At 61.7% G+C, this 19,816-nt stretch carries 18 protein-coding genes; 5 read left to right on the top strand and 13 right to left on the bottom strand.

What is annotated here, in order from left to right; translation table 11 throughout:
- Positions 1–6: 6 nt before the first annotated feature.
- The 12 genes from BFQ01_RS18800 to BFQ01_RS18750 form a co-directional block, all read right to left on the bottom strand.
- Positions 7–1,125 carry a succinylglutamate desuccinylase/aspartoacylase family protein gene (locus BFQ01_RS18800; RefSeq protein WP_065926442.1) on the bottom strand — a complete coding sequence of 373 codons (1,119 nt, stop codon included), beginning with the start codon at positions 1,123–1,125 and terminating at the stop codon, positions 7–9.
- A 9-nt stretch (positions 1,126–1,134) separates the two neighbouring features.
- On the bottom strand, positions 1,135–1,845 hold the full coding sequence (locus BFQ01_RS18795) for an ABC transporter permease (RefSeq protein WP_027604453.1): 711 nt from the start codon (positions 1,843–1,845) through the stop codon (positions 1,135–1,137).
- Positions 1,842–2,570 (bottom strand): ABC transporter permease, encoded by a 729-nt coding sequence (locus BFQ01_RS18790; protein WP_065926441.1) that lies wholly within the window; start codon positions 2,568–2,570, stop codon positions 1,842–1,844. Before BFQ01_RS18790 ends, BFQ01_RS18795 begins: the two co-directional genes overlap by 4 nt.
- A gap of 57 nt (positions 2,571–2,627) precedes the next feature.
- The gene (locus BFQ01_RS18785) at positions 2,628–3,407 is read right to left on the bottom strand and encodes a transporter substrate-binding domain-containing protein (protein ID WP_065926440.1); all 780 of its coding nucleotides are present in this window, start codon (positions 3,405–3,407) and stop codon (positions 2,628–2,630) included.
- A 232-nt stretch (positions 3,408–3,639) separates the two neighbouring features.
- Positions 3,640–5,274 carry an ATP-dependent DNA ligase gene (locus BFQ01_RS18780; RefSeq protein WP_065926439.1) on the bottom strand — a complete coding sequence of 545 codons (1,635 nt, stop codon included), beginning with the start codon at positions 5,272–5,274 and terminating at the stop codon, positions 3,640–3,642.
- A complete protein-coding gene (locus BFQ01_RS18775) occupies positions 5,271–6,275 on the bottom strand; it encodes a ligase-associated DNA damage response exonuclease (protein WP_065926438.1) in 1,005 nt (334 codons plus the stop codon). The genes BFQ01_RS18780 and BFQ01_RS18775 overlap by 4 nt, the downstream gene beginning before the upstream one ends.
- Before the next feature lie 155 nt (positions 6,276–6,430).
- Entirely contained in the window at positions 6,431–8,872 is a 2,442-nt protein-coding gene (locus BFQ01_RS18770; RefSeq protein ID WP_065926437.1) for a penicillin acylase family protein, read from the bottom strand.
- Between the two features lie 142 nt (positions 8,873–9,014).
- Positions 9,015–9,659 carry a glutathione S-transferase N-terminal domain-containing protein gene (locus BFQ01_RS18765; protein WP_065926436.1) on the bottom strand — a complete coding sequence of 215 codons (645 nt, stop codon included), beginning with the start codon at positions 9,657–9,659 and terminating at the stop codon, positions 9,015–9,017.
- Between the two features lie 171 nt (positions 9,660–9,830).
- Positions 9,831–10,031, bottom strand: coding sequence for an SEC-C metal-binding domain-containing protein (locus BFQ01_RS31725; RefSeq protein WP_003189235.1), 201 nt, complete (start codon positions 10,029–10,031; stop codon positions 9,831–9,833).
- Entirely contained in the window at positions 10,028–10,510 is a 483-nt protein-coding gene (locus BFQ01_RS18760; RefSeq protein WP_065926435.1) for an LEA type 2 family protein, read from the bottom strand. The genes BFQ01_RS31725 and BFQ01_RS18760 overlap by 4 nt, the downstream gene beginning before the upstream one ends.
- Before the next feature lie 19 nt (positions 10,511–10,529).
- Entirely contained in the window at positions 10,530–11,000 is a 471-nt protein-coding gene (locus BFQ01_RS18755; RefSeq protein WP_065926434.1) for a YchJ family protein, read from the bottom strand.
- Between the two features lie 4 nt (positions 11,001–11,004).
- Positions 11,005–11,502, bottom strand: coding sequence for a DUF6231 family protein (locus tag BFQ01_RS18750; RefSeq protein WP_065926433.1), 498 nt, complete (start codon positions 11,500–11,502; stop codon positions 11,005–11,007).
- Positions 11,503–11,693: 191 nt separating this feature from the next.
- On the opposite strand from BFQ01_RS18750, the gene BFQ01_RS18745 reads away from it, so the two are divergent.
- Both BFQ01_RS18745 and BFQ01_RS18740 read left to right on the top strand, forming a co-directional pair.
- Positions 11,694–12,389, top strand: coding sequence for an OmpA family protein (locus tag BFQ01_RS18745; RefSeq protein ID WP_027604443.1), 696 nt, complete (start codon positions 11,694–11,696; stop codon positions 12,387–12,389).
- Positions 12,390–12,544: 155 nt separating this feature from the next.
- Positions 12,545–13,303, top strand: coding sequence for a collagen-like triple helix repeat-containing protein (locus tag BFQ01_RS18740; protein ID WP_065926432.1), 759 nt, complete (start codon positions 12,545–12,547; stop codon positions 13,301–13,303).
- Between the two features lie 52 nt (positions 13,304–13,355).
- Here the strand turns inward: BFQ01_RS18740 and BFQ01_RS18735 are convergent, their stop codons facing one another.
- Positions 13,356–13,820: a CopD family protein gene (locus BFQ01_RS18735; RefSeq protein WP_065926431.1), complete on the bottom strand. Its 465-nt coding sequence runs from the start codon at positions 13,818–13,820 to the stop codon at positions 13,356–13,358.
- 99 nt (positions 13,821–13,919) lie between these two features.
- On the opposite strand from BFQ01_RS18735, the gene dinG reads away from it, so the two are divergent.
- The 3 genes from dinG (at position 13,920) to BFQ01_RS18720 (ending at position 19,688) form a co-directional block, all read left to right on the top strand.
- Positions 13,920–16,064 (top strand): ATP-dependent DNA helicase DinG, encoded by a 2,145-nt coding sequence (dinG, locus tag BFQ01_RS18730; RefSeq protein WP_027604440.1) that lies wholly within the window; start codon positions 13,920–13,922, stop codon positions 16,062–16,064.
- Between the two features lie 98 nt (positions 16,065–16,162).
- Entirely contained in the window at positions 16,163–18,460 is a 2,298-nt protein-coding gene (locus BFQ01_RS18725) for a beta-galactosidase (RefSeq protein WP_065926430.1), read from the top strand.
- Between the two features lie 82 nt (positions 18,461–18,542).
- Complete coding sequence (locus tag BFQ01_RS18720; protein ID WP_065926429.1) at positions 18,543–19,688, top strand: serine hydrolase domain-containing protein; 1,146 nt, start codon at positions 18,543–18,545, stop codon at positions 19,686–19,688.
- Positions 19,689–19,816 lie beyond the last annotated feature (128 nt).

Here is a 19,816-nt window from a genome sequence, read left to right as displayed (position 1 = left end):
GCATCCTCAAGGCGAAAGTAGGTAGCCGCTGCGGTAGGCCTCGGTGCCTGCGACATGGCCGACGACCATCCCGGCAGTGGCCATGCGGCGCAGCGAACGGGCGTAAAGCAGGCCGGCCTTCTGGCAGTGCACGGGCGTTACGCGGTCGGTAATGGGGTCGATGATTTCGGCGATCAGTTGCCCGGCTTCCAGGTATTCACCGGGCAGGGCGCTGAACACCAGCAGGCCGCCCACCGGCGTTGCCACGGGTTCGACGCCCGCCAGCGGCGTGGCGGGGTAGGGCAGCTCGGGCAGCGGTGCGGCGTCGCCGGCAATCGCGCCGAAGTGAATCAGGTAGTCGATGATTGCCTGGCAGTCGAGGGCGGCCAACCCATGGTTGACGTCGCCCTGGCCACGCAGTTCGACGGTCACCGAAAAACTGCCCATGGGGATCGGGAAGCGCGCGCCAAAGCGTTGCTGCAACTGCCACCACACCAGGGTGAAACACTCATCGAAGGACTGCCCGCCGGAGTCGGTAGCCAGCAGGTTGGCCTCCGAGCCGATATAGCGTGCCAGCGGCTCCACCTGCGGCCAGGCTTCGGGCGTGGTGTACAGGTGCGCCACGGCTTCGAAGTCGCAATGCAGGTCCAGCACCATGTCGGCATCGCAGGCCAGGCGTTGCAACACCAGGCGTTGGGAGTGCAACTGGGTCTCGGCGATTTGCACGGCCAGGGCAGCGCTCAAGGCGGCGCGGATCAGTTCGACGTTTTGTTGCGGGTTATCGCCGAGCGAGCCCTCGACCTGATCGCCGACGGTATCGCTGAGGTCGACAAACAGGCGATTGAAGTTCTGCCCGCTTTCCAACTCGTAGCGGCCCAGCGGGGTGTCCATTAACACCTGTTCCAGGCCTGCCGGATTGGCGATGGGCACCAGCACGATCTCGCTCAGTAACCGCCCGGCTGCCGCCAGCTCGGCCAGGCGCACTTTCAGGTGCCAGGCCACCAGCATGCCCGGCAGTTCATCGGCATGCAGCGATGACTGGATATAGACCTTGCCTTCGGCATGTTCGGGGCCGAAGTGGAAACTGTGAATCTGCCGCGCCGTGCCTGGCACCGGTGCGATCAGATCGTGTACCTGATGACGCATGAAGGCTCCTTAATGGCTTGGTCCGAGAAACGCCAGCCAGCGGCGCTCCGCCAGACGAAACAGACCGACCAGGGCGAAGGTCACGGTCAGGTAGATCAGCGCGGCGATACCGAATGATTGGAACGTCATGAACGTGGCCGAGTTGGCGTCCCGCGCCACCTTGAGGATGTCCGGGATCGTCGCGGTAAACGCTACCGTGGTCGAGTGCAGCATCAAGATCACTTCGTTGCTGTAGTAGGGCAACGAGCGGCGCAACGCCGAGGGCATGATCACGTAGGCGTACAGCTTCCAGCCGCTTAAACCGTAGGCCTTGGCCGCCTCGACTTCGCCGTGGGCCATGCTGCGGATGGCCCCGGCGAAAATCTCCGTGGTGTAGGCGCAGGTGTTGAGGGCGAATGCCAGGATCGTGCAGTTCATGGCATCGCGAAAGAACGCATCCAGCAGCGGTTGTTCGCGTACGGCGGCGATGCTGTAGATGCCGGTATAGCAGATCAGCAACTGGATATAGAGAGGCGTGCCACGAAACAGGTAGGTGTAGAACTGCACCGGCCAGCGTACCAGCGGGTTGCGCGATACACGGGCGATGGACAGCGGGATCGACACCACAAAGCCGATGACCAGGGCGGCGCTGAGCAACCACAGGGTCATGGCCAGGCCGGTGATGTGCTGGCCGTCGCTATAGAGGAAGGGGCGCCAGTATTCCTGCAAGAGTTCGATCATCGCACCGCCTCCCGTGAGCCTGCGGAGTAGCGACGTTCAAGACGACGCAGGACGAAGTTGGACGCGCTGGTGATCAACAGGTAGATCAGCGCGGCGAGTACCAGGAAGTAGAACAGTTGGTAGGTGCTTTTGCCGGCATCCTGGGCGGCCTTGACCAGGTCCGCCAGGCCGATGATCGACACCAGGGCCGTGGCCTTGAGCATCACCATCCAGTTGTTGCCGATACCCGGCAGGGCAAAGCGCATCATCTGCGGGAAGGTCACGTAGCGAAAGCGTTGCCCGCGCTTGAGGCCATAGGCCGTGGCGGCTTCCAGCTGGCCACGGGGGACGGCGAGGATCGCGCCGCGAAACGTCTCGGTGAAATAAGCACCGTAGATAAAGCCCAGGGTGATCACCCCGGCGCTGAATGGGTCGATCTCGATGTATTCCCATTCCATGAAGTCGGTCAGGCCGGTGAGCCAGGTTTGCAGGCTGTAGAAAATCAGCAGCATCAGCACCAGGTCGGGTACACCGCGAATCAGGGTGGTGTAGAGCTGGGCGGGGATGCGCAGGAAGGGCAGGCTGGAAAGTTTGGCGCTGGCGCCGAGCAGGCCCAGCAATACGCTGACGACCAGGGACAGCACCGACAACTTGATGGTCATCCAGGTGCCTTGCAGCAACAACGGGCCGAAACCCTTCAGGCTGAGTGCGCTCAGCCCGAGGGTTTGCAACAGTTCTTCGAACATAAATCAGGACCTATGGCGATAAAAAAGCGCCCCTTGAGAGAAGGGGCGCCCCAGGCATTATTTGCCGCTGTACAGGTTCAGATCGCCAAAGTGTTTCTTCTGGATGGTGGCGTAGGTGCCATCATCGTGTAACGCTTTGATACCTTTATCCAAAAGGGCCTTCAGTTCAGTGTTACCTTTTTTGATACCGATGGCGGTTTTCGATGGCAGCAATGGGTCATCGATGGCGGCGCTGACTTCATAGTCGGCACCGGCCGGGGACTTCAGGAAGCCCAGTTCGGCTTGCAGCATGTCCTGCACGGAAGCGTCGAGACGACCGGAAGTCAGGTCGGCGTAAACCTGGTCCTGGTTGGCGTAGGCCTTGGTGGTCACGCCGGCTTTATCCAGTACCGCCTTGGCGTAGGCTTCCTGGATGGTGCCTTGCTCGTAGCCCACGGATTTGCCCTTGAGGGACTCTGGGGTCGAGTACCCCGCGCCTTTCTTGAACACCAGCGAGGTCGGGCCGGAGAATAGTTCGCTGGAGAAGTCGATGGCTTTCTCGCGCACCGGGGTTACGGTCATGGACGAAATCACTCCGTCGAACTTGTTGGCTTTGAGGCCTGGAATCATGCCGTCAAAGTCACTCTCGACCCACTTGCACTTCACTTTCAGTTCGGCGCAGATCGCATTGCCCAGGTCGATATCGAAGCCTACCAGGCTGCCATCGGCCGCCTTGGATTCGAACGGCGCGTAGGACGGATCGACACCAAAACGCAGTTCCTTGTATTCCTTGGCCAACGCGGTACCGGCGGCCATGCACAGAGCCAGTGCAGAAAGGGTCAGCAATGCTTTTTTCATTATTTAATCCCTGGAAACCAAGATAAGCGCTTGTGGCGCGTTTTAGGACTGTTACTGAACGGTGTCAGACGGATCACGAGTAGCAATTTCTGCACCATAGTTCCGAATGAGCGTTTTAAAAGGTGGGACAAGGGAGTCATGAGTGTAGGAGATGCCCGAAAATGGGCATTGAAAATCGAACGCACTATTTCGGAACATTTGGAGATCCATTGTGGAGGGGCGGTGTTCTGGGTCAGGCCAGTAAGTCCTGCAGGGTGGCAAGGTTATCCGCCTCATCCACCGCCTTGTCCTGGCGCCAACGCAACATCCGCGGAAAGCGCACCGCAATCCCGCTCTTGTGCCGCTTGGACAGGGCAATGCCTTCAAACCCCAGCTCGAACACCATGCTGGGCGTCACGCTGCTGACCGGGCCGAACTTCTCCACGGTGGTCTTGCGCACGATGGCGTCGACCTTGCGCATTTCTTCGTCGGTCAGCCCTGAATAGGCCTTGGCGAAGGGCACCAGCGTGCGTTCACTGCCGGGTGGGCCATCCCATACGGCAAAGGTGTAGTCGCTGTAGAGGCTGGCGCGCCGGCCATGGCCGCGTTGGGCGTAGATCAACACCGCATCGACACTGAAGGGGTCGACTTTCCACTTCCACCACAGGCCCATGTCCTTGGTGCGGCCCACGCCGTACAGGCCGTCGCGAGCCTTGACCATCATGCCCTCCACGCCGAGGCTGCGGGAGGCTTCGCGTTGCTGTGCCAGGTCCTGCCATGTGGCGCCCGTCAGCAGGGGCGAGGGCTGCAACAAGGGGTGGTTGCACTGGGCAATCACCTGTTCCAGTTGGGCGCGACGTTCGGCCTGGGGGTGGTTGCGCCAGTCGTCGCCCTGATGTTCCAGCAGGTCGTAGGCGAGGAGCGCAACCGGGGCATCGTCGAGCACTTTTTTGCTCAGGGTCTTGCGACCAATGCGCTGCTGCAAAAGGGCAAAGGGTTGTACCGAGTCCTTCCACACCACGATCTCGCCATCGATCACCGTGCCATCGGGCAAACCACTGACCAGGCTGTGCAGTTCGGGGAAGCGTTCTGTCACCAGCTCTTCGCCCCGCGACCAGATCCACAGCCGGCCTTCGCGCTTGACCAACTGCGCGCGAATGCCGTCCCACTTCCATTCCACCTGCCAGTTGGCGGGGGAACCGAGCAAGGCGTCGAATTGCTCCACCGGTTGCGCCAGCCCGTGGGCGAGAAAAAACGGATAAGGCTGTCCGCCCCGTTGCGCATGCTCGTCGGATGATTCGGCGGCGATCAGCTTGAGGTAGCCTTCGGCTGTCGGTCGGTTGGATAAATCGGTGTAGCCTACCAATCGCTGCGCGACGCGCTTGCTGTCGAGGTCGGCCATGGCCGCGAGTGCGCGGGTGACCAGCAATTTGGACACGCCGACGCGAAAGCTGCCGGTGATCAACTTGATGCACACCATCAGACTCGGCTGGTCCAGTTGCGCCCATAACGCTGGTAACCGTTCGGCCAGGTCCAGGGGCGACAGGCCACGCAGCGGCAGGAGTTTTTCTTCCAGCCATACGGCGAGACCGTCCTCGGAGGTGTAGGTGGATTCCGGCAGGAGCAGGGAAATCGTCTCGGCCAGGTCGCCTACTGATTGGTAGCTCTCTTCGAACAGCCACGGCTCGATGCCGGATGCTTCGGTGGCCATGTCCCGCAGTAGACGCGTCGGTACCAATTGCCGCGGTCGTCCGCCGGACAGGAAATACACCGCCCACGCAGCGTCTTCAGGCGGCGCTTGCAGGAAGTAGGCTTGCAGGGCCGCGAGCTTGGCATTGCTGGAGGTGGTGGCGTCGAGGTTGGCGTACAGCTCGGCGAAGGCTTTCATGCCGTGGCCTCCTCTTCGTCATCACCGTATTCGGTGGTGAAGCCCTGGGCATCCAGGCCTTTTTCCCGCAGGTGGCGTACCAATACGCCGACGGAGCCGTGGGTGACCATCACCCGTTCGGCGCTGGTTTGTTCGATCGCCCACAGCAGCCCGGGCCAGTCCGCATGATCCGACAGCACAAAGCCCCGGTCCACTCCGCGTCGCCGCCGCGTACCGCGCAGGCGCATCCAGCCGCTGGCGAAGGCATCGCTGTAGTCGCCGAAGCGCTTGATCCAACTGCTGCCACCGGCGGAAGGCGGCGCGATGATCAGGGCCTGGCGCAGCAATGGGTCGGTCTTTTTGAAATCGCCGGCGTAGAGGGTTTCGGGGATATAATTGCCGGCCTCGCGATAAACCCGGTTCAGCGGCTCGACCGCGCCATGGCTGAGGATCGGCCCGATGCTGGCGTCGATGCCATGCAGGATGCGCTGGGCTTTGCCGAAGGAATAACAGAACAACACGCTGGCTTTGCCGGCGGCGATATTGGCCTGCCACCAGTCGTTGATCCCGGCGAAGATCTGCGCCTGGGGCTGCCAGCGGTAGATCGGCAGGCCGAAGGTGGATTCGGTGATAAAGGTATGGCAACGCACCGGTTCGAAAGGCGCGCAGGTGCCGTCCGGTTCCACTTTGTAATCGCCGGACGCCACCCAGACTTCGCCCTGGTACTCGAGGCGCACCTGGGCCGAGCCGAGTACATGCCCGGCCGGGTGAAAACTCAGGGTCACGCCGTGGTGGACGAGTTTTTCGCCATAGGCCAGGGTTTGCAGGTTGATGTCCTGGCCCAGACGCGAGCGCAGGATGCCTTCGCCAGGGGCGGCAGCCAGGTAGTGTTGATTGCCCGTGCGGGCGTGGTCGCCGTGGGCGTGGGTGATGACGGAGCGTTCCACCGGGCGCCAAGGATCGATGTAGAAATCTCCGGCGGGGCAGTAGAGGCCTTCGGGCCGGGCGATGACAAGGTCCATGGGCTGACCGGGGCGATGGGCTTATCAGGTATGAGGCGGGGGCGAGCGCAGAAGTTCTATCTGAATGCATGTGGGCCAAATGTGGGAGGGGGCAAGTCGAATCGTCGCACCGCCCCTCCCACATTTGGATCAGGTTTTGTCAGGTTGAAGTCAGGTCACTTGCCTGGGGTCAGGGTCAACCTGGCCTTCCCATATACCTTCTCGAAGTTCTGCGGCTGCATCGGGAAGCTCAGGTATTGCGCCTTGAGCGACGGGTCGATGCCGTTGGCGTAGTTCGGGCTTGCCGGGTTGCCGGACTGGCCGATGCCACCCTGGCCCATCATCGGCTCCACCTGGCCGAAGTCGACGATCATGCGCAGCGCCGGCACCTGGGTGGTGTTGAAGTCCAGGCCCCAGCTGTACGGTGCCGGGTTCAAGGTGTTGTGGTCGCCACCGGACGCCAGTGGGCCGCGAATCACTTGGCCACTGGTGTTTTTCCAGGTGGTGCTGTGCAGCTTGCCCCACTGCCAGGTCTTGTGGTCAGCACCCAGTTGGCTCTCGCCAGCGCTGATCGCGGCGGCCAGGCTGCGGGCGAGGATGGCGGGTTTGTCTTCTTTCTGCGCGGTGCGCACGTCGTCCCAGAACGGGCTGTCTTCGCGGCCCAGCAGGTGGTCGGCCTGGGCGGCATAGGACAGGTTGGCGTTGCTGACAAAGGCTTTCCAACTGGCGCTGTTTTCCGGCCCCAGTTCGTCGAGGAATATCTGCCGGGTGCTTTCCTGCAGAAACAGTTCGTAGAGCGCCGCGTCGGCGGACGTCGACACCAGGCGGCCGTCGAAGGCCATCAGGCGCGTCAGTGCTTCCCGTGCCTTGGCCTGGTCGGCCGCCGGCAACGCATCAATCGCCTGCTTCAATGGCTGGGCCATACCCGGCGCCTGGAACATGGTCTTGAGCTTGGCGGCAAAGGTGGTGGTCTGGTCGTATTGCATGGCGATCATGCTGCGGCTGTCGTGCTTGCCCGCATTGGCCAGTTGCGCCAGGCGCTCGCTGCGCTCCGGCGCATCCCAGGAGTTGGACAGCTGCATGCCGTAGCCGCGCGGCGCGGTGCGTTGGTTGGCGGTGCCGATCCAGCCTTGGGCCGGGTCCTGGTCATAGGGGTGCAGCATCGCGTCGGCGTAACCGTCCCAGTCAAAGCGCGTATCCCAGCCGGGCGAGGGCAGCAGGCCTTCGCCTTCGCGGCGGTTGGGGAAGCGGCCGGTGACCTGCCAGCCAATGCTGCCGGCGTCAGCGAAGACCATGTTCAAGGCAATGGCGCGAATGTTCCGGGTTGCGTCCGAGGCCTTGCCGGCGTTTTGCGCGCGGGACAGGTCGAAGAACGCGTCGAGGCTCTTGTCATCCTTGAAGTCGGCGGTTTGCAGGGCCAGGCCAAAACCGCTGGTCAGGGCCTGGCTGCTGTTGAGCAGGGCGCCGTGGCGGGTTTCGTACACCACTTCGCGAATCGAGCGTTGACCCTTTACGAAGAAGGTTTCATTACGCACCGCTGCCGGCAGCCATTTTCCGTTGTTCTCGTAGTACAGCGCGCTGCCCTGGCGTTTGACCTTCTCCAGGAACAGGTCCTGGGTATCGCCCTTGACCGTGCTCATGCTCCACGCCACGTTGCCGTTGAAACCGGACAACAGGGTCGGCAGGCCGGCAATCGAGGCGCCGACGGCCTGGTATTTCGGTGCGCGAATCTGCACGTAGTTCCACGGCGACGGTGCTTGCGGCTGGGCGGCGAGGTCGCCTGCCAGCAGGCTCTTGCCGCTGCGACTGCGTTGCGGGCCGATGGCCCAGTTGCTCGACGTGGTAACCGCCAGCGAGTTGAGGCTGCTCAATTGCTGGCTGACCGTGTCCAGCCCGGCCAGGCCGGTGATCTGGCTGAGGTTCACGCCCTTGAGTTTCTCGGCTTCGGCCAGGGGGATCGGCTCATCCGGCGCACTCGGTGTCAGCCAGGCGAGTTTGTCCACGCCGACCTTTTGCGCCAGCAGCAACGACGCCAGCTCTTCCTGCAGGTTGGCCGACTCGCTGAAATTCAGCAGGCAGAACAGCAGCGCCGAATCCTCCGGCTTCCAGTACTCAGGCTTGTAGCCGGTCTGGGCCAGATCCGGCGGCAGCTTGTCGCGGTAGCGGAACAGGTAGGCGTTGACGCCACGGGCATACACTTCGAAGAAGCGCTTGAGGCGCGGCGACGAGGCGTTATACAGCTCGCCGGCGCTTTTCTTCAGGTTGACCGCGCGCATGAAGCGGTCCACATCCAGCACCTCAGGGCCGGACATTTCAGCCAGGCGGCCCTGGGCCAGCAGGCGCAGGGTGACCATCTGGGTGATGCGGTCACTGGCGTGCACATAACCCAGGCTGAACAGTGCGTCGTGGAAGGTATTGCTTTCGATCAGCGGCATGCCTTGGGCGTTGCGGCGTATCGAAACATTCTGTGCGAGGCCCTTGATCGGCTGCACGCCGGCCACTGGCGGCAGGGTGTCCTGGGTGCTCTGGAGCTGGCAACCGGCCAGGCTTAATGCACTGGCCACTGCCGCGGCAACGCCGAACCGGGGAAGAAAATGTGAGAGGGCTGGCGAGGCCATGGCAAAGCTCCTGCGGGGGGTAGCGTCAGTAAAGGCGCTACGTTAGTGAGCGCGGTGAAACGACGCAAGCAGGAGTTTGGGTAAACCGTTAGATCTTGAGTCGCATCGCCTCTCTCACCTGTTGACCGCGTACGACTTCAGGTCAGGATTTAGGCGGATTGACCTTTTGGACTAATTCATACGCCCGAACCGTCGCTGGCCGTTCCTTGATGCTATTGAACCAGCGCTGAACGTGTGGGAAATCTTCCAGGCGCTGGCTCTGCCACTTGTGGGAAACGATCCACGGATAGATCGCCATATCGGCAATGCTGTAGTCCTCACCCGCCACGAACGCACGGTCCGCCAGACGTCGGTCCAGCACACCGTATAGACGGGCGGTTTCATCTACGTAGCGCTTGATCGCGTAGGGGATTTTCTCCGGGGCAAACTGGCTGAAATGATGGTTCTGGCCCGCCATCGGCCCGAGACCACCCATTTGCCAGAACAACCATTGCAGCGCTTCCTGGCGACTGCGCAGGTTTTTTGGAATGAACTGGCCGGTTTTCTCCGCGAGGTACAGTAGGATCGCGCCGGATTCAAACAGCGAAATCGGCGCGCCGCCGTCGCTCGGGTTCTGATCGACGATGGCCGGGATGCGGTTGTTGGGGGCAATCTTCAGGAAGTCTGGCTTGAACTGGTCGCCCTGGCCAATGTTGATCGGGTGCACTTTGTAGGGCAGGCCGGCTTCTTCCAGGAACAGCGATACTTTGTGACCGTTGGGGGTGGTCCAGTAATACAGGTCGATCATGAAGCTCTCCAAAAGTGGTGATGCTTGAGCGAATGCCTGTAGGTATAGGTAAAGGTGGGAGGGGGAAAATTCAATCAAACATTTGCGCCTACCCTTAGACGCTTTCGATTTGGAATGCGATGCAGCTGTGGAAGGGAGCGAACTCCCTCACACAGGGGCCTTCAGAGCGATTTACGCCCCGTGGCACTTCTTGAATTTTTTCTCACTGCCGCACGGGCAAGGATCGTTGCGACCAACGTCCTTCAATGCATTGCGCACCGGCTCCTGGTGAGCGTGGCCGCAGTTCGGGCCGTGGACATGGCCGTGGTCGTGATCATGGTGATCGTGATCGTGGTTGCAGTCAGGACCATGGACATGGGGTTGCTGAGTCATCGATGTCGCTCCGGAATAAAATCGCCGGGGATTATCTCGCCATTGTGGTTCACCTGCACGTCATAACCGATGAATAATCCGGTTTTCAGTTCACCCTCCAGACGATACGGCACAGGCTGGTCGGGTTTTTTCAGCATCTGCACCACATCGCGGATCTGCGGCCAGAGGTTGGTGCGCACCGACACCTTGAAAAATGCATGGCCCTTGGGCGGTACCGTCAGCCATTCATTGGACTCGCCTTCGGTGAGCACAAAATCATCCAGGGTGACCTTGTAGATCAGCCCACGCACGGTCAGGTCCGAGTCGTCGCGGTTATCCACGCGAAAGTACAGCTTGAATTTCTGCTCCAGCAGCTTGGCCCGCACCACTTCGACTTTCACCAGGGAAACGTGCGGCGGGGGCGAATCGTCTTCGAACCAGGAGGCGCAACCGGTCATGCCGAAGGTTAACGCCAGCATCAAGCTGCAGATCCGAAGCATGGCGTGAGTCCTGTGGTGGTTAGAGATAGCTGGAACAACACTTCTTGAATTTTTGCCCACTGCCGCAAAGGCACGCATCGTTGCGTCCGGTTTTCACTTCCACCGTGGGGTCGATGAAGTACCAGCGCCCTTCATTCTGTACGAAAGAAGACTGCTCGCGGTGGCTATGTTCGCCAGTGCTGTCATGCCAGCGTGCGGTGAAGGTCACGAAGGCGTGTTCCGGCTGGCCGCCGAACACCTCGGAACTTTCAACTTCCAGGCCGAGCCAGGTGCTCTGGGCGCTCCAGGCGGCGATGGCCTCACGGTCCAGGCCGGCCTGTTGCGCGGGCAACGTGGTTGCGACCAGATAATCCACCAGGCCCAGCACATAGGCGCTGTAGCGTGAACGCATCAGGGCGCTGGCGCAGGGGGCCGGGTGCCCGGCGTGATAATGACCGCAGCAGGCATCCAGCAGGTTGCCACTGCCGCAGGGGCAAATGGATGTACTCATCGGGTTACCACCAATACTTTCCGAAGTTTTCCGGGTTGGCCCAGAAACGGGCGTTGAGCCAGTCCGGCACCTGTTTATAGTCAAGCAGATCGTAGGTAAACAGCGTCAGCACCTGCTCGTCGCGCTGGAAACGCTCGCCGGCCTGGAGGGCCAGGGAGAAAAAGTCGGTTTCCTTCCAGCCGCAGGCGCCCAGGTCCACCAGCACCGCAATGCGGCTGGCGTTGAGGTTGCGGATGCCGCCGAGCAAGGTCAGGCCTTGGGGTTTTGGCAGGTACTCGAGGCAATCGACCACCAGCGCCAGGTCAAAACGCTGGGCCGCCAGCGCTTGCGGCAATGGCCCTGGCGCGGCGCAGAACACCTGGGTGTCAGGGTGCGCGTCCTTAAAGGCGTCCAGCGCCGGGAACTGGCTGGCACCCAACAGCAACAGGCGTTTGGGCTGGTGCAGATCGAGCAAGGCGGCCAGCGCTTGCTGGGGAGTACGGGCAGAAATACCAGCGGTCATCAGAGATCCTCACATCAGGACCATAGAGACTAGCGCGGCTGAGCGTGCGGGCCTAGAGCGGGTGGCTGCGAAAAGTCCTACGTGGGCGGCGATCCCCAATGAATACGGGGGCTTGGCGTAGTGGCGCAGTTGAAAAGAGCGGTCTTTACTCCACCCATCGGCCCTCGCCGATCCCCTCAGGAGAAAGTCAGATGAGCATCATGCGGACAGCTCTACCCTTGGTTCTGCTAACCGGAGTATTGACAGGTTGCGCAGGCTTGCAAAAAACCGATTGGCCTACCTGTGCCGCTGTTGGCGGTGTGACCGGTGCGGCGATCGGTGCGACTGAAAGCTCGGCCTACGCAGGCTATGGCGCGTTGCTGGTCGGCGGTATGGCCGGCGCCTATTGCTGGGTGCACGGCGATGGCGACGAAGATGGCGATGGCGTGCCGGACAGCCGCGACAAGTGCCCGGGCACCCCGAAAGGTGTGCAGGTCGACGCCAATGGTTGCCCTCCGGCGCCGCCAGCGGCGGTGGTCGAGGAGGTGGTCGTGGTCAAGGAAGAAACCATCGTGATCCGCGATGTGCACTTCCAGTTCGACTCGGCCAAGTTGACGGCAGCGGATAAAACCAAACTCGACACCATTGCCACGCGCCTGAAACAGGAAGCCCCGAGCGCCCAGCTACGGGTCAGTGGTCACACCGACAGCGTCGGTAAAGACGCCTACAACCAGAAACTCTCGGAAAAACGTGCCCATTCGGTCACCGATTACCTGATCGGCGCCGGGGTGCCCCGCAGTGCCTTTGTGTCTGTCACCGGGGCGGGCGAAAGCCATCCGGTCGCCGACAACAAGACCGCTGAAGGCCGCGCCCTGAACCGCCGTACGGAAATCCAGATCAACCGCTGACAGCCCTTGCCCCTGTGGGATCCACAGGGGCATTGCCGGCCACCCTCGCTTGAACCGCTCCCTCTCAAGTTTTTTGAACCTTCACTGGCAAATCGCCTGTAGAAGTCGTTACTGTGCGTCCAAAGAAAAATTTGAAAACACTCAGGAGCCCCATGATGCGTAAGGTTTTTCTGTTGGCCCTGTTGGTCAGCCCCGTTGCCCTGGCCCAGAGCGTCAGTGTCGAAACGAACTCATTGATGCGCCTTCCCTCCAGCACCAGTGTGTTGCAACTGGAGCGCCTGGACGTGGCGGACTACGGCACGTTGCTGATTCCGGCCACCATCAGCCAGGTCACGGTGGATGAACTGCACCTGGGCCGCGACGCACGCATCGCGATTGTTCCTGGCAATACCGCGCTGCAATTGCAGGTGCGGCATGCGCACCTTGAGCATGGCAGCCAGATCACCTCGCGCGGTGCCCCCGGTACCCATGAAAAACCGGCCAAGGCCGGGCGTGACCTGACCTTGCGCATCAACGCGCTGACGGCTGAAGAACTCTCGGTGGATGCCCGTGGCGGCGCCGGTGCCCAAGGGTATGCCGGGCTGGATGGCGCCAATGGCGTGGATCCTGGGTGTACCTGGGGCTCGGCGGGGCGCGGTTTCAATGGCGATAACGGCGGCGATGGCCTGCCGGGTGGGGCGGGTGCACAGGTTCGCGTGGAATTGCCGAAGGACTTCCCGGCGGAACACATCAAGGTCTGGGTGGATGGCGGTGCTGGCGGTTTGGCCGGTACGGCCGGCAAGCCGGGCAAAGGCGGGGAGTCCAAAGGCTGCCTGGTGTACCGCGCCGATGGTGGCGAGAAGGGCCGCCCAGGGTTGGAAGGGCAGCCGGGGCCAGCTGGGCCTGCGGGTACCGTGACTATTCAGCGGCTCTAAGTTCTAAAGAGCTGCAAGCTTCAAGCTTCAAGCTTGCAGCTTGTGGCTGTACTCAAAACATCGGCCGAGCCGATGCAATCGCCACCACCACCAACCCCACGATCAGGTTGATCCCCACCAGCTTGCGAATCTGCCCCAGTGCAGCCGCACCCGCCGGCCAATCCTCAGCCGTCACCGCCGCCTTCAGCTGCGGAAACTTCAGCGCCTGGATGCGGATAAACAACGCCGTCATCACCAGATACAAACCCATCATCACCTGCACATAGCGCGGTGCGCTTTCAAACCCGCTGAACCGTAGGTGCAGCAGGCCGACGCCGCTGATCGGCAAAACCAGCACTGCCACCCATACCCACACGAAAAAACGTTGAAACACATTGGCCCACAGCTTGAGTCGGGCAGGGCCCTCAAGGGCCGCCATAGCGGCGGGGCGCAGGATCATCCAGGCGAAAAACATGCCGCCGACCCAGATCAGGGCGGCCAATACATGCAGGGTGTAAACGAGGCTAAACGCGGTCATTGTGGTACTCCGTTCTGCGCGGGATTAATTAGCGGGGTATGATAGCTGCCGATCCGAACCACTGAAAATTTATCCAGCGTTTTTTGCGCCCGACTATCCATGATCAGCACTGAACTCAAAACCACGATCCAGGGCGCCTACACGCGTTTTCTCGAAGCCAAGAGCTTGAAACCGCGCTACGGCCAACGCCTGATGATCGCCGAAGTGGCCAAGGTCCTCGGGGATATCGACACCGATGACGAAGGCCGCCGCGAAGGTGAGCCCGCCGTCGTGGCCGTCGAAGCCGGCACCGGTACCGGCAAGACCGTGGCCTATAGCCTGGCTGCGATCCCGACCGCGAAGGCCGCCGGCAAGCGCCTGGTGATCGCCACTGCCACTGTCGCCCTGCAGGAGCAGATCGTCTACAAAGACCTGCCCGACCTGATGCGCAACAGCGGCCTGAACTTCACCTTCGCCCTGGCCAAGGGCCGTGGCCGCTACATGTGCCTGTCCAAGCTCGACGTGCTGCTGCAGGAAGGCCACGCGCAAACCGCCACGGCGTCGCTGTTCGAGGAAGAAGGCTTCAAGATCGAAGTGGATGAGGTCAGCCAGAAGCTGTTTACCAGCATGATCGAGAAACTGGCCGGCAATAAATGGGACGGCGACCGCGACAGCTGGCCCACCGCCCTCGAAGATGCCGACTGGGCACGCCTGACCACCGACCACAGCCAGTGCACCAACCGCCATTGCCCCAACTTTGGCCAGTGCGCCTTCTACAAGGCCCGCGAAGGCATGGGCAAGGTCGACGTGATCGTTACCAACCACGATATGGTCCTGGCCGACCTGGCCCTGGGCGGCGGTGCCGTGTTGCCGGACCCGCGTGACACCCTTTACGTGTTCGACGAAGGCCATCACCTGCCCGACAAGGCTATCGGCCACTTCGCCCACTACACGCGCCTGCGCTCCACCGCCGATTGGCTGGAAACCACCGCGAAGAATCTCACCAAATTGCTCGCCCAGCACCCGCTGCCCGGCGATTTGGGCAAGCTGATCGAACAGGTGCCGGAGCTGGCGCGGGAGATCAAGACCCAGCAACAGTTCATGTTCAGCGCCTGCGAACAGGTGGCCGACTTCAAGCCCGGCGAAGATGTGGAAGGCCGTGAGCGCCCGCGCCACCGTTTTGTCGGTGGGATGATCCCCGAGCATATGCGCGAAATGGGCATCGAGCTGAAGAAAGGCTTTTCCCGTCTTACCGACCTGTTCACCCGCCTGACTGACTTGCTCAAGGAAGGCATGGACGGTGAGGTCAACATCGGCATCGCCAGCAACCAGGCCGAGGAATGGTATCCGCTGTTCGGCAGTCTGTTGTCCCGTTCCCAGGGCAACTGGGAGCTGTGGACGGCCTTTACCGTCGAAGACCCCGAAGACAACCCGCCCATGGCCCGCTGGCTGACCCTGTCGGAAAGCGGTGCGTTGTTTGATATCGAGGTCAACGCCAGCCCGATCCTTGCCGCCGAGATGCTACGCCGCAACCTGTGGAACGTGGCGTATGGCTGCCTGGTGACCTCCGCCACGCTGACCGCCCTGGGCACCTTCGACCGCTTCCGCATGCGCGCGGGGCTGCCGAAAAAGGCCGTCACGGCGGTGGTGCCAAGCCCGTTCCATCATGCCGACGCCGGTGTGCTGCGGGTGCCCGATCTCAAGGCCGATCCACGGGATGCGCCGGCGCACACCGCTGCGATCATCCGCGACCTGCCCTCCCTGGTGGAAGGTTCGCGCGGCACCCTGGTGTTGTTCTCGTCGCGCAAACAGATGCAGGACGTGTTCGACGGCCTCGACCGCGACTGGCGCAAGCAGGTGTTTATCCAGGGCAACCTGTCCAAGCAGGAAACCCTGAACAAGCACAAGGCGCGTGTCGATGGCGGGGATTCCAGCGTGCTGTTCGGCCTGGCGAGTTTCGCCGAAGGCGTGGACTTGCCCGGCGCCTACTGCGAACACGTGGTGATCGCCAAGATCCCGTTCTCGGTGCCGGATGATCCGGTCGAGGCCGCATTGGCCGAATGGATCGAAGCGCGGGGCGGTAACCCGTTCATGGAGATCTCGGTGCCGGATGCTTCCTTGAAGCTGGTGCAGGCCTGCGGTCGCTTGCTGCGTACCGAGGAAGACCGGGGCACCATCACCTTGCTCGACCGCCGCCTGGTGACCCAGCGCTACGGCAAGGCGATCCTGAATGCGTTGCCGCCCTTCCGGCGCGAAATTTCTTAAGCCATCGTGGGCGAATTCGCCCACTTCGTGGTCTATCTCACTGCTATCGATTTATGTCATCAGGCTATTTACCGGCCGTTTGGGAGAACCTTGTTCGTATGATTCGCACGCTGCCCGCCCTTTTTGCCCTGCTGTTCACTGCGCCGTTGATGGCCGCGCCCGCAGGGCAACAGACATTGTTCAACTTCGTCCGGCCTGCCGATGTGGTCAAGGTGGCGACCCAGGACGCCAGCCTGCCGCAATACAACGCCGAACAAACCCCCGAAGGCGAGGTGTTGCGTCGCATCACCTTCAACCCGGCCGCCGAGCCGAGCCTGGTGCTCAGCCCACAGGCCGGTGCCTGGGATTGGTCGCAGTCCGGCGCCATGAGCCTGCGTATCCAGAGTGCCATGGACTGGGCGCTGACCCTCTACGTCAAGGTGCAGAGCAGCGATGGCAAGACCCTGGTCAGCCGCATCGACCTGCCGGCCGGCCCCGCCCAGACCTTGCTGGTCCCGCTGCAAGCCAACTCGCCGTTGAGCCAGGGCATGAAGGCCGGCCCGCCGATGCCGATCAGCGTGGATGGCCAGCGCGTGTTGCTGGCCAGCAGCGCCGGCGAGATCGACCGTAGCCAGGTGGTCTCGGTGACCCTGTCGATGATCAAGCCCAACGCCGCGCAAAGCATCCTGCTGGAACGCTTTGGTGTGCAGGACAGCGAGCCGGTGCTGAAGGCGGCCTACAGCGAACTGGTGGATACCTATGGCCAGTCCACCCGCGCGCGCTGGCCGGAAAAGATCAGCAGCGACGAACAGCTCAAGGCGGCCGCGGCAAAGGAGCAAACCCAACTGCAGGGCTGGCTGGCCGCGCGTGATAAATCCGCATTGGACACGTTCGGCGGCTGGAACAAAGGGCCGGCGTTCAAGGCCAGTGGCTTTTTCCGCACCGAAAAGCGTGACGGTCGCTGGTACCTGGTGACTCCGGAAGGCCATCCGTTCTATTCCCTGGGTGTCAATACCGTGGCCCCGGACAACAGCCAGACCTACGTGGCCGGTCGTGAGTGGATGTTCGCGGCGCTGCCAAAGGCCGGTGAACCCTTCGACAAGTACTACGGCAGCGGCGATAACCGCACCGGCAATGGTGCGGGTGAAGGTCGTGGCTTTGCTGCCGGGCGTTGGTACGATTTCTACGGCGCCAACCTGCAGCGTACTTATGGCGGCGAAGGATTTGACCAGAAACGCTGGGTGACCCATACCCTTGATCGCCTGCAAGCCTGGGGTTTCAATACCGTCGGCAACTGGAGCGACGGCGCGTTGGCCACTGCCGATCGTGTGCCGTACACCTTGCCGCTGTCGATCGTCGGCGACTACGCCAGTATCAGCACCGGCACCGACTGGTGGGGCGGCATGCCCGATCCGTTCGATCCGCGTTTCGCCATGGCGACCGAGCGCGCGGTGGCCATTGCCGCCCGCGACCACCGCGACGACCCCTGGCTGATCGGCTTCTTTGCCGATAACGAACTGGCCTGGGCCGGCCCCGGCGATGATCCGAAATCCCGCTACGCCCTGGCCTACGGCACCTTGCGCATGACCACCGACGTACCGGCCAAGCGCGCGTTCCTCAAGCAATTGCGTGACAAGTATCGCAACGAGCAAGGCCTGTCGAAAGCCTGGGGCATCGAGTTGGCGGGGTGGGAGCTGATGGAAGACCCGGGCTTCGAACCGCCGATGCCCAACCCTGAGCACCCGGAAATCGAAGCTGACTTCAAATACTTCCAGAAGACCTTCGCCGATGCCTACTTCAAGACCATCTCCGACTCGCTGAAATGGCACGCACCCAACCAACTGCTGCTGGGCGGGCGTTATGCGGTGAGTACGCCTGAAGCCGTGGCGTCGTGCGCGCAGTATTGCGATGTGCTGAGCTTCAACATGTACACGCTCAAACCCCAGGACGGCTATGACTTTGCCGCGCTGCGCGCCCTGGACAAACCGGTGTTGATCACTGAATTCAACTTCGGCTCTGCGGACCGTGGCCCGTTCTGGGGCGGCGTGACCCAGTTGCCTAGGGAAGAAGAGCGTGGCGTGGCATATGCCAACTTCCTCAAGCAAGCCATGGCCGAGCCGTCCATTGTCGGCGTGCATTGGTTCCAGTACCTGGACCAGCCGGTGACCGGCCGTTTGCTGGACGGTGAAAACGGCCACTTCGGCCTGGTGGGCATCACTGACGTACCGTTCCAGGGGTTCGTCGACAGTGTGCGTAGAAGCAACCTGGCGGCGGTGGATCAACTGGGCAAGGAAGCGGAAAAGGCCAAGGCCGCCAGCACGGTTCATGAAAGCGAAGGCAGCAAACCTGGACGTGAGGGCAAAGGCCCGGGACAGGGCGCCGGACACGCCGGTGGGCATTCGGGAAATGGTCATTGATTCATTGTTGACGGGTTCACAAATCCCACAATGGCTGGAACAATGTCGGCCACTTTTTACGGTGTTTTCCTAGGGGGCTTAGGTGCAGGTTCAGGGTCATTACGAGCTCCAGTTCGAAGCGGTGCGTGAAGCGTTCGCCGCGTTGTTCGATGACCCGCAGGAGCGTGGCGCCGGGCTCTGCATCCAGGTCGGCGGCGAAACCGTCGTTGACCTGTGGGCCGGTACCGCCGACAAGGACGGTACCGAGGCCTGGCACAGCGACACCCTCGTCAACCTGTTTTCCTGCACCAAGACCTTCACCGCTGTCACGGCCCTGCAACTGGTGGCCGAGGGCAAGTTGCAATTGGACGCGCCAGTGGCCAGGTACTGGCCTGAGTTCGCTGCTGCCGGCAAGGAAAACATTACGCTGCGCCAATTGCTCTGCCATCAGGCCGGGTTGCCGGCAATCCGCGAGATGCTGCCCACCGAAGCCTTGTACGACTGGCAATTGATGGTCGACACCCTGGCAGCCGAAGCCCCGTGGTGGACGCCGGGCCAGGGCCATGGCTACGAGGCGATCACCTACGGCTGGCTGGTCGGCGAATTGCTGCGCCGCGCCGATGGGCGTGGGCCGGGTGAGTCCATTGTGGCGCGGGTGGCACGGCCGCTGGGGCTGGACTTCCACGTGGGCCTGGCCGACGAAGAGTTTTATCGTGTTGCACATATAGCGCGCAGCAAAGGCAATATGGGCGATGAAGCCGCGCAGCGTTTACTGCAAGTAATGATGCGCGAGCCCACCGCCATGACGACGCGGGCATTTGCCAACCCGCCGTCTATTCTCACCAGTACTAATAAACCTGAATGGCGACGCATGCAGCAGCCGGCGGCAAATGGTCACGGTAATGCGCGTAGTCTGGCGGGTTTTTATAGTGGTTTGTTGGACGGTAGTTTGTTGGAAGCCGACATGCTCGAAGAATTGACCCGTGAACACAGTATCGGGCCGGATAAAACATTATTGACACAAACCCGCTTCGGGCTGGGCTGCATGTTGGATCAACCACAGTTGCCCAATGCTACATTTGGCCTTGGCGCCCGTGCGTTCGGGCATCCAGGCGCCGGCGGCTCGGTGGGTTTTGCCGATCCTGAGCATGATGTAGCGTTTGGTTTCGTGACTAATACATTGGGGCCTTATGTACTTATGGACCCACGGGCACAGAAGTTGGTCGGAATATTGGCCGGTTGTCTGTAAACCCCTTGCTGTTTCACATTTTTTTGTTACAAAGGCAACTATAAGAAGGCGCTGAACGAAATGATGTAACTTTAATGTTCTGTAAGCGTCTGTTTAACGGGTCATCGAGACCCCCGTTTCTTTTCTCA

It is taken from the genome of Pseudomonas sp. 8 R 14 (genome assembly GCF_900005955.1).
Lineage (GTDB): Bacteria > Pseudomonadota > Gammaproteobacteria > Pseudomonadales > Pseudomonadaceae > Aquipseudomonas > Aquipseudomonas marginalis.
This window is presented reverse-complemented; position numbering and strand designations above follow the sequence as displayed.

Excerpts from the sequence above, each read along its gene's own strand:
- BFQ01_RS18800 (WP_065926442.1), bottom strand. The coding sequence starts at position 1,125 with ATGCGTCATCAGGTACACGATCTGATCGCACCGGTGCCAGGCACGGCG.
- BFQ01_RS18795 (WP_027604453.1), bottom strand. The coding sequence starts at position 1,845 with ATGATCGAACTCTTGCAGGAATACTGGCGCCCCTTCCTCTATAGCGAC.
- BFQ01_RS18790 (WP_065926441.1), bottom strand. The coding sequence starts at position 2,570 with ATGTTCGAAGAACTGTTGCAAACCCTCGGGCTGAGCGCACTCAGCCTG.
- BFQ01_RS18785 (WP_065926440.1), bottom strand. The coding sequence starts at position 3,407 with ATGAAAAAAGCATTGCTGACCCTTTCTGCACTGGCTCTGTGCATGGCC.
- BFQ01_RS18780 (WP_065926439.1), bottom strand. The coding sequence starts at position 5,274 with ATGAAAGCCTTCGCCGAGCTGTACGCCAACCTCGACGCCACCACCTCC.
- BFQ01_RS18775 (WP_065926438.1), bottom strand. The coding sequence starts at position 6,275 with ATGGACCTTGTCATCGCCCGGCCCGAAGGCCTCTACTGCCCCGCCGGA.
- BFQ01_RS18770 (WP_065926437.1), bottom strand. The coding sequence starts at position 8,872 with ATGGCCTCGCCAGCCCTCTCACATTTTCTTCCCCGGTTCGGCGTTGCC.
- BFQ01_RS18765 (WP_065926436.1), bottom strand. The coding sequence starts at position 9,659 with ATGATCGACCTGTATTACTGGACCACCCCCAACGGTCACAAAGTATCG.
- BFQ01_RS31725 (WP_003189235.1), bottom strand. The coding sequence starts at position 10,031 with ATGACTCAGCAACCCCATGTCCATGGTCCTGACTGCAACCACGATCAC.
- BFQ01_RS18760 (WP_065926435.1), bottom strand. The coding sequence starts at position 10,510 with ATGCTTCGGATCTGCAGCTTGATGCTGGCGTTAACCTTCGGCATGACC.
- BFQ01_RS18755 (WP_065926434.1), bottom strand. The coding sequence starts at position 11,000 with ATGAGTACATCCATTTGCCCCTGCGGCAGTGGCAACCTGCTGGATGCC.
- BFQ01_RS18750 (WP_065926433.1), bottom strand. The coding sequence starts at position 11,502 with ATGACCGCTGGTATTTCTGCCCGTACTCCCCAGCAAGCGCTGGCCGCC.
- BFQ01_RS18745 (WP_027604443.1), top strand. The coding sequence starts at position 11,694 with ATGAGCATCATGCGGACAGCTCTACCCTTGGTTCTGCTAACCGGAGTA.
- BFQ01_RS18740 (WP_065926432.1), top strand. The coding sequence starts at position 12,545 with ATGCGTAAGGTTTTTCTGTTGGCCCTGTTGGTCAGCCCCGTTGCCCTG.
- BFQ01_RS18735 (WP_065926431.1), bottom strand. The coding sequence starts at position 13,820 with ATGACCGCGTTTAGCCTCGTTTACACCCTGCATGTATTGGCCGCCCTG.
- dinG (WP_027604440.1), top strand. The coding sequence starts at position 13,920 with ATGATCAGCACTGAACTCAAAACCACGATCCAGGGCGCCTACACGCGT.
- BFQ01_RS18725 (WP_065926430.1), top strand. The coding sequence starts at position 16,163 with ATGATTCGCACGCTGCCCGCCCTTTTTGCCCTGCTGTTCACTGCGCCG.